The organism is Phreatobacter sp. (genome assembly GCF_016793595.1).
GTDB lineage: Bacteria > Pseudomonadota > Alphaproteobacteria > Rhizobiales > Phreatobacteraceae > Phreatobacter.
This window is the reverse complement of record NZ_JAEULY010000002.1, coordinates 269,934-281,878: the sequence shown is the minus strand read 5'-3', so window position 1 is coordinate 281,878 and position 11,945 is coordinate 269,934. Positions and strand designations below refer to the sequence as shown.

The following is an 11,945-nucleotide window of genomic DNA, read 5'->3' as shown; positions in this document are numbered from 1 at the left end:
AGGGGAGCGGCTGACGCCGCCCCGCGGATCAGATCAGGCCGACTTCGGCGAACTTGGCCTCGACGATGTCCTTGTCGAAGGGCTTCATGATGTATTCGTTGGCGCCAGCGTGCATGGCGCGGGCAATGTGCGCGACATCGTTCTCGGTGGTGCAGAACACGACCTTGGGCGCCTGGCCGCCGGGCAGCTTGCGCAGCTCGCGCAGGAACTCATAGCCGTCCATCACCGGCATGTTCCAGTCGAGCAGGATCGCCTCCGGCATGGTGCCGTAGCAGAATTCCAGCGCCTTCTTGCCGTCCTCGGCTTCCTCGATCTGGAAGCCCATGCCCTCCAGAATCCGGCGAGCCACCTTGCGGATCACCGAGCTATCATCGACCACGAGACAGGTTTTCATCGGCTTCGGTCCTACGCTTCGTACAAATCAGGCGGCCATCTGCTCGCCACCCATGGCGAGCACGGAATCGACGTCGAGGATGACCATCAGCTGGCCGTCCAGACGATGCACGCCCCCCGAGACGCGGGCCCAGCGGGCATCGAGATTGATCGGATTCTGTTCGCGCGAATCCGGCGAGAGTTTGAGCACTTCGCCGACCGAATCGATCAACAGGCCATAGCTTTCGCCCCGGGATTCGATGCCGACCGCCATGGCCGGCTTCGCGTCCTTGTCGCGGGTCAGGCCGAGCCGCACGCGCATGTCGATGGCGGTGACGATGCGGCCGCGCAGGTTCAGCACGCCGGCAATGTCGGGATGGGCAAGCGGCACGCGCGTCAGCCGGTCCGGCATGAACACGTCCTGCACCCGCGAGATCGGCAGGCCGAACAACTGGCCTCCGATATGGACGGTCACGTATTCGGTGACATCGTCGGTGGCGGTCTTCTGCATCGGGCTGATCCTTGCGCGATCGGGTGTCACGCCGCCTGGGCGTAGTCGACAGAGGTCTCCTTCAGGGCCGCGATCAGGCCGTGACGGTCGAACTTGGCGACGTAGTCATGGAAGCCGGCGACCCGCGCCCGCTCGATGGCGGCCGGGTTGGTCAGCGACGAGAGGGCGATCACCGGCATGGCGGCGAGGCGCTTGTCGGAGCGCATGGCCTCGGCGAACTCGAAGCCATTCATCTCCGGCATCTCGATATCCGAGACGACGACGTCGAAGCGGTCGCCGCCCTTCAGGATGTCGAGGGCCTCGGCGGCGGCCGACGCGGTGATCACATCGTAGCCGGCAGCCTTCAGCACCGGGGTCAGCATGTTGCGGAAGAACGGCGAGTCATCGACGAACAGCAGCTTGCGGGTCAGAGCGGCGGCGCTCATTTCCTTGCGCTTGAACCAGTCCTCGAAGGCGAGCGGCAGATAGTGGCCGATGTCGAGGATCTCCGTCGCCTGGCCCTTGATGACCGCCGACCCGAGCATGCCCGGCACCTCGGCCGCCACCTCGATGTTCAGCGCATCCTCGACGATGTCGACGATCTCGTCGACCACGAGGCCCATCGACCGGCCGGCATCGGAGAAGACCAGCAGGGGCTGCGACCCCTCGCTCTTGAGACGCATCTCGCCCGAGACCGAGATCAGCGGCATCAGCGCGCCGCGATACTGGACGAGATGGCGGCCATGGGCCTGCTCGATCTTGTCCACCGCGACCTCTTCGAGACGGGTGACGAGCGACAGCGGAACCGCCTTCTGCTCGCGTGAACCGGCGCGGAAGACCAGCATGGAGATGAGCTGGCGGGCGTCGCCGCGGCGGCTGTCGGCCTCCGCCTCGTCGGCTGTCGCCGAGACATCCGTGCCGATCGCCGAGGCGATGCCGTTCGGGTCGATGATCATGATCACCGAACCGTCGCCGAGGATGGTTGTTCCCGAAAACATGGTGATGTGGCGCAGCTTCGAGGACATCGGCTTCACGACGATTTCCTCGGTGTGGAACACCTGATCGACCACGATGCCGAAGGTCTGGCTGCCGACCTGCGTCACCACGATGAAGCCGTTGGTCTCGTCCAGCGGCTCGCCGCCGGCAATGCCGAGCAGCTGGCGCAGGTGGACCAGCGGCAGCAGCTTGTTGCGCAGGCGCAGGACCGGGGTGTCCTTGATCCGCTCGATCCGGTGCTCCGAATTCTGCTGGGCGCGGACAAGTTCGATCACCGACAGCTGCGGAATGGCGAAGCGGTCACCGGCGCTCTCGACGATCAGCGCCGAGACGATGGCGAGCGTCAGCGGGATCTTGATGGTGACGGTCGCGCCCTCGCCCTGGACCGACTTCAGGTCGATGGTGCCGCCGATCTGGTCGATATTGGTGCGAACCACATCCATGCCGACGCCGCGGCCCGAGACGGAGGTGACCTGCGCCGCCGTCGAGAAGCCCGGCGCGAAGATGTACTTGTGAATCTGCGCCTCGGTGAGCTTCTCCAGCTCAGCCTCCGAAGCGAGGTTCTGCTCGACGATCTTCTTGCGGATGCGGTCGGTGTTGAGGCCACGCCCGTCATCCGAGATGGCGATGACGATGTGCCCGCCCTCGTGGTAGGCGGCGAGCTTGATCGTGCCCTTTTCGGGCTTGCCGGCGAGGCGGCGCTGCTCGGGGCTTTCAAGACCGTGATCTGCGGAGTTGCGCACCATATGGGTGAGCGGATCCTTGATCAGGTCGAGCACCTGGCGGTCGAGCTCGGTCTCGGCGCCGTGCATCTCCAGTTCGATCTGCTTGCCGAGTTCGTTGCCGAGGTCGCGGACGATGCGCGGCAGCTTCTGCCAGGCATTGCCGATCGGCTGCATGCGCGTCTTCATGACGCCGTCCTGCAGTTCCGCCGTCACGTTGGACAGGCGCTGCAGGGGCACCTTGAATTCGGATTCCTCGTGGCGGCGCACGATCTCCAGCAGCTGGTTGCGGGTCAGCACCAGCTCCGAGACCATGGTCATGAGCTGTTCGAGCGTATCGACGTTGACGCGCAGGGTCTGCTGGCCCTTCACGCCACCCTCGGCATCGTCCTCGGAAGCACTGGCATTGGCCGCCTTGGCGGGCCGCGCAGCGGACTTCTTCTCGGCGCTCGCCGGCTTCGCCTCGGGAGCGATCGGCGGGGAGGCCATCTCCGGCACCGCCGGTGCGGCCACTTCGGACTCGGTCTCGCGGAAAGCGCGCTCCAGCTCGTCGAGCGAAACCTCGCCCGGGCGCAGCGCGCGCTCCAGCGTCTGGTCGGCCAGCGTCCCTTTCGCGACCTTCGGCTCATCGACCTTGGGGGCGGGCGCGGAACCGGCCGCCGCCGACATGGCCTCCAGCTGCGAGATCAGGTCGCCGTCATCGCCCTCGGGCTCGTTCCCCAAGCCTTCGAGATCGCCGAGGATCTCCTTCAGACGGTCGATGGTGAACAGGATCAGCGTGACGCCCTCGCCGGTGACCGGCGCGCCGTCGCGATACTTGCCCATGAGCGTCTCGGCCGCGTGGGCGAGCGCTTCGAGGCGCGGCAGTCCCAGGAAGCCGCAGGTGCCCTTGATGGTGTGGACGAGGCGGAAGATGTTGCCGAGAATCCCGGCGTTGTTCGGATCCTGCTCGAACCGGACAAGCTCGACGTCGACGACGTCCAGGCTCTCGTTCGTCTCGGTCAGAAATTCGCGGAGCAGATCATCCATCGTCGGGACCCGGACAGGAAGGAGCATGGACAGGCCGCCTTGGCAGCCGTCCGATCACGCCGAAGTGTCACGGAAAAGGGTTAAATCTTGTTGAAACGAAATTGCCGCCAGCCGCCTGGTTTGGCGGGGCGAAATATTTGATTCAAAAGAGATTCAGCTGACCTTGCGTCAGCCACGTCACGGCTCAGGCGGCGCGGATGTCGACGTGGTCGTCGATCTTCTCGATCGTCACCGACATACCGGCGGAGCGCGCGAGCAAGCCGGTATAATAGGGTTGGATCGCATGGGCGTCGATCGTGCCCTGCTCATTCGCGGGAATGCCGGCGAGAAGCTCGACCGCATGGGGCGGAATGCGGGCATTGAGGCCCGTGACGGTCACGGCGAAGCCGGTCGTGTCGCCCTCGCCGATGGCTTCGACCTTGATCGTGCCGCCGCGCGGAATCGCGCCGGCCGCCAGCAGCAGCAGATTCAACAGCAGCTTCACGCGGTTCTTCGGCAGGAAGGCCGGCGCGATATGCCAGTCGATGGTGGTGCGATCGTCGTTGAGGAAGTTGGTCGCCACCTGGTGCGCGTCGCGGGTGTCGATGGCTGAGCCAGCCGAACCGGCGGCGCCGAAGGCGATGCGGCAGAACTGCAGACGGGCCGAGGCCGTCCTCGCGCTCTTGCGGATAAGGTCGAGCGCGAGTTCCGTCGTCGCGGCGTCCGCGCCGTCCTCCATCAGCTCGAGGCCGTTGACGATGGCGCCGACCGGCGAGATCACATCGTGGCAGACGCGGCTTGCGACGAGCGCAGCGAGGTCGAGACCCTCCAGCGCAATCGGGCTACGGACGTCATCGGCCATGATCGGTCTCCGGCAGGCGGCGAATCGGCGGCACGCCCCGCGCGTGGCGGGGCGCATCCGGTTACAACGTCGGGATGCGCGGGAAAAGGGTTCCCGCCACTGTCACTCGTCGTCGGTCTTGATCGACTTAAGATTGGCGAAGACCTTCTCGGCGTCGTAGCGCTCCTCGCGCTTCGGCGCTTCCGGCCGCTCGAAGGGGTCGAACCGGGACGGCGCCGAGGTCGTCTGGTCGGCGGGCAGCAGGGTCTGCTCGGGCGTCGCATCGACCGGGCCACGCTCCTTGGCGGCGCGATTCACCTCGAAGTCGAGGTCGATCTGCGAGCAGAGGCCGAGCGTCACCGGGTCCATCGGCGTCAGCGTCTGGGAGTTCCAGTGCGTGCGGTCGCGGATGGCGGCGATCGTCGGCTTGGTGGTGCCGACGAGGCGCATGATCGCCGCGTCCTTCAGTTCGGGATGGTTGCGCACCAGCCAGAGGATGGCGTTCGGCCGGTCCTGGCGACGCGAAACCGGCGTGTAGCGCGGACCCTTCTTGGTCTTCACCTCGGGCAGCTTCACCTTCGGCGGTGCGAGCCTCAGCCGATAGGTCGGGTCTTGCTCGGCCTTGGCGATCTCCTCGCGGGTCAGCTGACCCGTGATGATCGGGTCGGCGCCCTTGATGCCCTGCGCCGCCTCGCCGTCGGCGATCGCCTTCACCTCGAGCGGGTGCAGCGTGCAGAAGGCGGCGATCTGGTCGAAGGAGAGCGCGGTGTTGTCGACCAGCCAGACGGCGGTCGCCTTGGGCATCAGGAGCTGGGTCATGGCTTGGCCTCTTCAAGGTCTCTTGCCGTTCCGGGAACGACCGCGACGGAAGCGTGGCCGCCCCCGCGCCCTGGCCGGGGGCCGGGGCCGAGGCGGTCGCCTCGTATCGATCAATGGATCGGGAAATCACCCTCGATATAGCGGCCGGAACGGCGCGACGCAAACGAGGACTTCAAAATTCAACGAACACGCGGCTTTGGCGTGGACAAGCACCGGTGATTCTGCTATCGGCCACAACTTCCCGGGCAAGGGTGTCGCAGCGGATTTCTCCGCGGGATTCTTGCTCGCCCAAGAATAGATGCGGCTTTTACGCCTTACCAAGGACAACCGGCGTGCAGGTTCTCGTTCGCGACAACAATGTCGACCAGGCTCTGAAAGCTCTCAAGAAGAAGATGCAGCGTGAGGGCATCTTCCGCGAAATGAAGCTGCGTGGCCATTTCGAGAAGCCGTCGGAAAAGAAAGCGCGCGAGAAGGCCGAAGCTGTGCGCCGCGCCCGCAAGCTGGCCCGCAAGCGCGCCCAGCGCGAAGGTCTCATTCCCGCGAAGCCGGTGAAGCCCCGCACTCCCGCCGCGGCTGCCGCGCGGTAATTTAGGCTTTCTTTCGGTTCTCGCCGTATTTTTGACAGGCCCGCGACGAACGATCATCGCGGGCCGTGTCGTTTCCGGCGGTCCCTTGCTGCCGGCTCCCCGCGTAGGGCCAGAAGTGGCCCGGTCCGGTGCGATTGACGAGGACAGCCGTTTGACGAACTCCGCCCCAGACATCCTCCGGCTCCTGCGGCGCGCCGCCTTCGGCGCGGGCGCGCTGGCGCTGGCCGGCTGCTCATCCACGGGCGGCACCGGCGTCGTCGGCGCGACCACTGGCGGCGACGACAGCGAATCCAGCTATCTCGGCTCGACCGCCAACCTCGCCTCGCTCGGCGACGTGGTCCAGCGCAACCCCAACGACCCGCAGGCCTACAACATGCGGGGCACCGTGCTCGCACGCACGGGCCGACGGCAGGAAGCGATGGCGGATTTCTCGCGCGCCATCCAGCTCGATCCGAACTATGTGCAGGCGCTGGCCAACCGCGCCCTCGTCCACCGCCAGACCGGCCGCGCCGACCTCGCCCTCGCCGACTACAACCGCGCGATTGCGGCGGATGCCAACTACGCCGCCGCCTATGTCGGCCGCGGCAACATCTACCGCACGCAGAACCGCCATAACGAAGCGCTGAACGACTATAATCGCGCGATCCAGATCAACGGCTCGAACGCTCAGGCCTACCACAACCGCGCACTCGTCTGGGCGGCGCAGGGCAATCATCGCCAGGCGGTCGAGGACTTCACCACCGCCCTCGGCCTCGCCCCCAACAATTCCGAGCCCTATTACGGCCGCGGCCTGAGCTATCTCGCGCTCGGCGACAACAAGGCCGCCCTCGACGACTTCAACGAGGCCGTGCAGTTCGACCAGCGCAACGCCGATCTCTGGGTTGCCCGCGGCCAGGCGCTGGAGCGCACGGGCGACAACGAGCGCGCGCTCGGCTCCTACACCAAGGCGATGAGCGTCGAGGAGAACCATCCGGGCGCCCGCGAGGGCTTCAACCGCCTCGGCGGCCGGTCCGGCCAGACCTATCGCCTGTTCAACTGACCGGCCCGGCCGGTCAGTCCAGATCCTTCGACAGCTCGATCACAGCCGGCCGGAAGCCATAGCGCTCATAGGCCTTGCGTGCGATGTGATTGCCGGCAATGGCGCCGATCATCAGACGCCTGAGGCCGCTCGCGCGCGCCAGGCGCTCGGCCTCCTCCAGCAGCATCGTGCCGATGCCCTGCCCGCGATGGCGCTCATCGACGACGAGTTCGGCGACCCAGCCGACCTGCCCGACCTCCGTGCGGAGATAGGGCTGCGGCTGGTCGATGACGAAGGCCATCATCGCGATCACCTCGTCGCCGTCGCAGGCGACGACGATGGCCCCGCCGTCGCGCTCGACCCGCTTCAGGTCACTGTCGAGGCAAGCCTCCGCCGCCTTCAGGTCCTTCGCCCGATCGCCGGAAATGGCGTCCTCGAACAGGTTGAGTTCGTGGACGAGCGCGACAACCGCTGCGCGGTCGGCCACGACATAGGGGCGGATGAGAATGGTCATGGATCGATCCCATCGAGGAAGGGTGCCACCACCTCGCGCGTCTCCGCGCTCGGCACCACGGGAACGATCTCGAAGGTCACGCCGGAGCCGCGCCAGCCGAGCACCCATTCCTGCAACAGGCGCAGGTCGTCGCATTCCATCAGCTGGAAGCAGCGGTCGAAATTCGGCTCCACCCAGCTCCCGACATAGGCGAGGCCCACTGGGAGTTGGCGACCGCTGTCGCGGACGCGGCGATAGACGGGGATCGCGTCCTGATTGGCGAAGCGCTCGATGACCATGAACAGCATGGAGCCCCCGGAAAAGCGAAACGGGGCCGTCGGCCCCGTTTCAAACTCTAGTCGAGAGACCTCGGAAGCCTCAATGGCCGGCCGCGTCAGTGGCCGAGGTTCTTGACGATGCTCTCGACCATCTTCTTGGCGTCGGCGAGCAGCATCATCGTGTTGTCACGGTAGAACACGTCATTGTCGATGCCGGCATAACCGACGCCGCCCATGCCGCGCTTCACGAACAGGATCGTGCCGGCCTTTTCCACGTCCAGCACGGGCATGCCATAGATCGGCGAGGTCTTGTCGGTCTTGGCCGCCGGATTGGTCACGTCGTTGGCGCCGATAACGAAGGCGACATCGGCCTGCGCGAACTCGGAATTGATGTCCTCGAGCTCGAACACCTCGTCATAGGGCACGTTGGCTTCCGCCAGCAGCACGTTCATATGGCCGGGCATGCGGCCCGCAACCGGGTGGATGGCGTATTTCACCTCGACGCCCTCCTTCTTCAGGAGATCGGCCATCTCGCGCAGCGCGTGCTGGGCCTGCGCCACCGCCATGCCGTAGCCCGGCACGATGATGACCTTCTGGGCGTTCTTCATGATATAGGCGGCATCCTCCGCCGAACCCGCCTTGTAGGGCCGCGCCTCGGCGGAACCGCCGGCCGCCGCATCCTCGCCGCCGAAGCCGCCGAGGATGACGGAGACGAACGAGCGGTTCATCGCCTTGCACATGATGTAGGACAGGATCGCACCCGACGAGCCGACCAGCGCGCCGGTGACGATCAGCGCGGTGTTGCCGAGCGTGAAGCCGATGCCCGCTGCCGCCCAGCCCGAATAGGAGTTGAGCATCGACACGACGACCGGCATGTCCGCGCCGCCGATCGGGATGATCAGCGTCACGCCGATGACGAAGGACAGGAGCACGATCAGCCAGAAGGCCAGCGTGCTCTCGGTGCGCATGAAGACGACCAGCAGCACGACGATCGCCAGTGCGATGGCGATGTTCAGCAGGTGGCGCTGCGGCAGCAGGATCGGCTTGCCGCTCATCCGCCCGTCGAGTTTCAGGAAGGCGATGACCGAGCCGGTGAAGGTGATCGCGCCGATGGCGACGCCGAGGCCCATCTCGAACAGCGACAGGCCCTTGATCGAGCCGCGCGCGCCGATGTCGAAGGCCGTCGGCGCATAAAGCGCCGCCGCCGCGACGAAGACGGCGGCAAGACCGACGCCCGAGTGGAAGGCCGCGACGAGCTGCGGCATGGAGGTCATCGGCACCCGCCGCGCGACCACCGCGCCGATGCCGCCGCCAATGCCGATGCCGCCGAGGACCAGTATCCAGGCGCCGATGCCGGACGGGCGGGCATAGGCCAGCGTCGTCAGCACGGCGATGGTCATGCCGATCATGCCGTAGAGGTTGCCCTGACGCGAGGATTCCGGGCTCGACAGCCCGCGAAGGCTGAGGATGAACAGGATGCCGGAGACGAGGTAGAGGAGGGCCGCGAGGTTTGCCGACATCGATTCAGCCCTTCTTCGCCGCCGGCTTGTCCTTCGCCTTGTACATCGCAAGCATGCGCTGTGTGACGAGGAAGCCGCCGAAAATGTTGATTGCCGCGAGGACGAGGGCGATGAAGCCGAAGATGCGCGCCATCACCGAGCCGCTATCGACCACCTGAACGCCAACCGCGAGCAGGGCGCCGACGACGATGACCGAGGAAATCGCGTTGGTGACCGACATCAGCGGCGTGTGCAGCGCCGGCGTCACCGACCAGACCACGTAGTAGCCGACGAAAACCGCCAGCGCGAAAATCGTCAGGCGGAAGACCGTCGGATCGATCGCCCCGCCGGTCGCGGCATGGGCCGCCGCACCGGCGCTCAGCGCAACCTGGTCGGCGATGGAAATGGCCTGATCGGCGGCAAGCCGTGCCTGCTCGGCGGCGATGCGCGCGGCATCGGCCGCGGCACGCGCTCTGTCGAGGGCCTGATCCGGCGTGAGCGTGGTCATGTGCTTCCCCTCGGGTCGGGCTGGGTCGGACTTCAGCCCCGGTGGACTAGGCCTTGGTGGACTAAGCCTTGGTGGACTAAGCCTTGGTGGACTTCTTGGGCGCGGCCTTCGCCTTGGCGGCCGTTGCATCCGCCGCCGGAGCCTCCGCTGCGGGCGCGGACGCAACCGGTGCGGCCGACTGGAAGTTCGGATGCGCCACCGCGCCATCCCTGGTCAGCAGCGTCGCCTTCACCAGTTCGTCGTCCCACGGCACGACCAGCGCCTTGGATGCCTTGTCGATCATGATCTCGAGGAAGGCGAACAGGTTCTTGGCGTAGAGCGAGGAAGCGGTCGCGGCGAGCCGGCCCGGCACGTTGGCATGGCCGACGATCTTCACGCCATTCGCCGTGGTGACGACCTCGCCCAGCCTGGAGCCCTCGACATTGCCGCCGCGCTCGACGGCGAGGTCGACGATCACCGAGCCCGGTTTCATCGAGGCGATCATCGCCGCCGTGATCAGGCGCGGCGCGGGCCGGCCGGGAATCAGCGCCGTGGTGATGACCATGTCCTGCTTGGCGACGTGGCTGGCGGTGAGTTCCGCCTGCTTCGCCTGGTACTCCTTCGACATTTCCTTGGCGTAGCCGCCTGCGGTCTGGGCCTGCCGGAACTCGTCGTCCTCGACTGCGAGGAACTTCGCGCCGAGCGATTCCACCTGCTCCTTGGTGGCCGGCCGCACGTCGGTCGCCGTGACCACGGCGCCGAGGCGGCGAGCGGTCGCGATCGCCTGAAGGCCGGCAACGCCGACGCCCATGATGAAGGTCTTCGCGGCGGGCACCGTGCCGGCTGCGGTCATCATCATCGGCAGCGCGCGGCCGAACTCGGAGGAAGCATCGATGACGGCACGGTAGCCGGCGAGGTTCGCCTGGCTCGACAGCACGTCCATGACCTGCGCGCGGGTGATGCGCGGCATCAGTTCCATGGCGAAGGCGGAGACGCCGGCCTTGGCCATATCGGCCAGCGCGGCCTCGTTGCCATAGGGGTCTATGGTCGCAAGGACCACGGCGCCGGACTTGTAGGATTTGAGCTCGGCTGCTGTCGGGCGGCGCACTTTCAGGACGACATCGGCGTCCTTGACGGCATTCGGGGCGATCGTCGCGCCCGCAGCCTCGAAATCGCTGTCGAGGATGCCGGAGCCGATGCCCGCGCCGGTCTCGACCACCAGATCGGCCCCGAGGGCCTTCAGCCGCTTGACCGTGTCGGGCGTGCCCCCGACGCGCGGCTCATTGGCCTCCGTTTCCCTCGGAATGGCGATCCGCATCGGCAAGTCCTCCGGTCCGCGCCTTCCGTCCGGAGGGCGCGCCAGGGGGCCTGTTGCGATGGATTGTCCTGCGCCCGATGCCCCCCGCAAAGCGGGCGCACGGTCTCGTCAGACGAGGAAGAACGCCATCAGGACGAGAATGGCCACGATCGCGATCGTGCCCCACTTCGTCAGGCCGACGAACATGTCGTAGGTGCGCTCGTGCTCGGCATAGTCCATCGGGGCCGTACCTTGCACGCTGGGCTCGGAAGCCATGGCTCATCTCCTGCGACAATCTTCCCTGTCACGGGTAGCGCATGGCCTTCCATCTTGCAATGCACCCAAGGGGGCATTTCCGGCGACGGATCAGCGCGGCGCGGTGAAGGCGGGGACCCCGGGGGAAACGCCGCCGCCGGTGCCGCCGCCGGCCGGCGCATTGGGCAGCGGCGTCTGGCGCGAGCCGGACGGCCGCGCGGGCGACGCCTCGCGAACCTCCGGTTGCCCGGGGCGGCGCGGCGGCGCGTTCGGCACCGGCGTGGCCGGGGTCGCGACCGGCGGGGACGGGCTGCGTTGGGCATCGTCCGTCAGCTGGATCGTCCACTGACGCTGGTCCTGCGTGTCGACCTCGAAGAACCCGATGCGGTCGTAGCCGCGCGCGAGGCATTCCTCGATGCCGCGGATCGTGAACTCCTTGTCGCGGGTGCACATGTAGGCGCGGCCCGCCCATTCGCCGCCCTGATCGTAGTCGACCGCGTAGAGGTAGTAGTAGCGGGCGACCAGCGGCCCGCGCAGGATCGTCTCGCAATTGCGCGCGGCGATGTTCCACCAGCCCTCGGTGGTCCAACCTTCGCCGTCCTTGTAGCCGATGGCGACGCCGATCCGGCTCTGCGTGGTGTTGCAGAGGCGCAGGTCCGCCGCGGCGGGAGCTGCGCCGGCCAGCCAGAACGCACCCGCCAGCAGGCAAAGCGCCAGCACGCTCTGCAAGGCTGTCCGGGGGCGGGAAAGGCGATCCATGGGTCGGCTATCGGCCATCTCTTT

Annotated in this window: 13 protein-coding genes and 1 pseudogene; 2 read left to right on the top strand and 12 right to left on the bottom strand. The window is 66.8% G+C overall.

Annotation, left to right across the window (positions count from 1 at the left end):
* Positions 1 to 28 precede the first annotated feature (28 nt).
* From JNK84_RS01990 to JNK84_RS01970, 5 genes are all read right to left on the bottom strand, one after another.
* The gene (locus tag JNK84_RS01990; protein ID WP_293419971.1) at positions 29 to 394 is read right to left on the bottom strand and encodes a response regulator; all 366 of its coding nucleotides are present in this window, start codon (positions 392 to 394) and stop codon (positions 29 to 31) included.
* A 27-nt stretch (positions 395 to 421) separates the two neighbouring features.
* Positions 422 to 883 (bottom strand): chemotaxis protein CheW, encoded by a 462-nt coding sequence (locus JNK84_RS01985; protein ID WP_293419968.1) that lies wholly within the window; start codon positions 881 to 883, stop codon positions 422 to 424.
* 26 nt (positions 884 to 909) lie between these two features.
* A complete protein-coding gene (locus JNK84_RS01980; protein ID WP_293419965.1) occupies positions 910 to 3,609 on the bottom strand; it encodes a hybrid sensor histidine kinase/response regulator in 2,700 nt (899 codons plus the stop codon).
* Positions 3,610 to 3,793: 184 nt separating this feature from the next.
* The gene (gene chpT / locus JNK84_RS01975) at positions 3,794 to 4,450 is read right to left on the bottom strand and encodes a histidine phosphotransferase ChpT (RefSeq protein ID WP_293419962.1); all 657 of its coding nucleotides are present in this window, start codon (positions 4,448 to 4,450) and stop codon (positions 3,794 to 3,796) included.
* A 102-nt stretch (positions 4,451 to 4,552) separates the two neighbouring features.
* Complete coding sequence (locus JNK84_RS01970) at positions 4,553 to 5,248, bottom strand: DUF1013 domain-containing protein (protein WP_293419959.1); 696 nt, start codon at positions 5,246 to 5,248, stop codon at positions 4,553 to 4,555.
* A 332-nt stretch (positions 5,249 to 5,580) separates the two neighbouring features.
* Here JNK84_RS01970 and rpsU point away from each other — a divergent pair, with 332 nt between their 5' ends.
* Complete coding sequence (gene rpsU / locus JNK84_RS01965) at positions 5,581 to 5,835, top strand: 30S ribosomal protein S21 (protein WP_293419956.1); 255 nt, start codon at positions 5,581 to 5,583, stop codon at positions 5,833 to 5,835.
* A 151-nt stretch (positions 5,836 to 5,986) separates the two neighbouring features.
* Positions 5,987 to 6,874, top strand: a complete 888-nt coding sequence (locus JNK84_RS01960) for a tetratricopeptide repeat protein (protein ID WP_293419953.1) — start codon at positions 5,987 to 5,989, stop codon at positions 6,872 to 6,874.
* A 13-nt stretch (positions 6,875 to 6,887) separates the two neighbouring features.
* On the opposite strand, the gene JNK84_RS01955 is transcribed toward JNK84_RS01960, so the two are convergent.
* From JNK84_RS01955 to JNK84_RS01925, 7 genes and pseudogenes are all read right to left on the bottom strand, one after another.
* Positions 6,888 to 7,367 carry a GNAT family N-acetyltransferase gene (locus JNK84_RS01955; protein WP_293419950.1) on the bottom strand — a complete coding sequence of 160 codons (480 nt, stop codon included), beginning with the start codon at positions 7,365 to 7,367 and terminating at the stop codon, positions 6,888 to 6,890.
* On the bottom strand, positions 7,364 to 7,654 hold the full coding sequence (locus JNK84_RS01950) for a DUF3303 domain-containing protein (protein ID WP_293419947.1): 291 nt from the start codon (positions 7,652 to 7,654) through the stop codon (positions 7,364 to 7,366). The genes JNK84_RS01955 and JNK84_RS01950 overlap by 4 nt, the downstream gene beginning before the upstream one ends.
* A gap of 86 nt (positions 7,655 to 7,740) precedes the next feature.
* Positions 7,741 to 9,144, bottom strand: coding sequence for an NAD(P)(+) transhydrogenase (Re/Si-specific) subunit beta (locus JNK84_RS01945; protein ID WP_293419944.1), 1,404 nt, complete (start codon positions 9,142 to 9,144; stop codon positions 7,741 to 7,743).
* Positions 9,145 to 9,148: 4 nt separating this feature from the next.
* Positions 9,149 to 9,631 carry a proton-translocating transhydrogenase family protein gene (locus JNK84_RS01940; RefSeq protein ID WP_293419941.1) on the bottom strand — a complete coding sequence of 161 codons (483 nt, stop codon included), beginning with the start codon at positions 9,629 to 9,631 and terminating at the stop codon, positions 9,149 to 9,151.
* 76 nt (positions 9,632 to 9,707) lie between these two features.
* Positions 9,708 to 10,928: a Re/Si-specific NAD(P)(+) transhydrogenase subunit alpha gene (locus JNK84_RS01935; RefSeq protein WP_293419938.1), complete on the bottom strand. Its 1,221-nt coding sequence runs from the start codon at positions 10,926 to 10,928 to the stop codon at positions 9,708 to 9,710.
* A 120-nt stretch (positions 10,929 to 11,048) separates the two neighbouring features.
* A pseudogene (locus tag JNK84_RS01930) lies at positions 11,049 to 11,183 on the bottom strand (aa3-type cytochrome c oxidase subunit IV); the annotation flags it as partial.
* Between the two features lie 90 nt (positions 11,184 to 11,273).
* On the bottom strand, positions 11,274 to 11,921 hold the full coding sequence (locus JNK84_RS01925; protein ID WP_367272191.1) for a DUF1036 domain-containing protein: 648 nt from the start codon (positions 11,919 to 11,921) through the stop codon (positions 11,274 to 11,276).
* Between the last annotated feature and the right edge of the window lie 24 nt (positions 11,922 to 11,945).

Coding starts and splice junctions, on each gene's coding strand:
- JNK84_RS01990 (WP_293419971.1), bottom strand. CDS start 394: ATGAAAACCTGTCTCGTGGTCGATGATAGCTCGGTGATCCGCAAGGTG.
- JNK84_RS01985 (WP_293419968.1), bottom strand. CDS start 883: ATGCAGAAGACCGCCACCGACGATGTCACCGAATACGTGACCGTCCAT.
- JNK84_RS01980 (WP_293419965.1), bottom strand. CDS start 3,609: ATGGATGATCTGCTCCGCGAATTTCTGACCGAGACGAACGAGAGCCTG.
- chpT (WP_293419962.1), bottom strand. CDS start 4,450: ATGGCCGATGACGTCCGTAGCCCGATTGCGCTGGAGGGTCTCGACCTC.
- JNK84_RS01970 (WP_293419959.1), bottom strand. CDS start 5,248: ATGACCCAGCTCCTGATGCCCAAGGCGACCGCCGTCTGGCTGGTCGAC.
- JNK84_RS01955 (WP_293419950.1), bottom strand. CDS start 7,367: ATGACCATTCTCATCCGCCCCTATGTCGTGGCCGACCGCGCAGCGGTT.
- JNK84_RS01950 (WP_293419947.1), bottom strand. CDS start 7,654: ATGCTGTTCATGGTCATCGAGCGCTTCGCCAATCAGGACGCGATCCCC.
- JNK84_RS01945 (WP_293419944.1), bottom strand. CDS start 9,144: ATGTCGGCAAACCTCGCGGCCCTCCTCTACCTCGTCTCCGGCATCCTG.
- JNK84_RS01940 (WP_293419941.1), bottom strand. CDS start 9,631: ATGACCACGCTCACGCCGGATCAGGCCCTCGACAGAGCGCGTGCCGCG.
- JNK84_RS01935 (WP_293419938.1), bottom strand. CDS start 10,928: ATGCGGATCGCCATTCCGAGGGAAACGGAGGCCAATGAGCCGCGCGTC.
- JNK84_RS01925 (WP_367272191.1), bottom strand. CDS start 11,921: ATGGATCGCCTTTCCCGCCCCCGGACAGCCTTGCAGAGCGTGCTGGCG.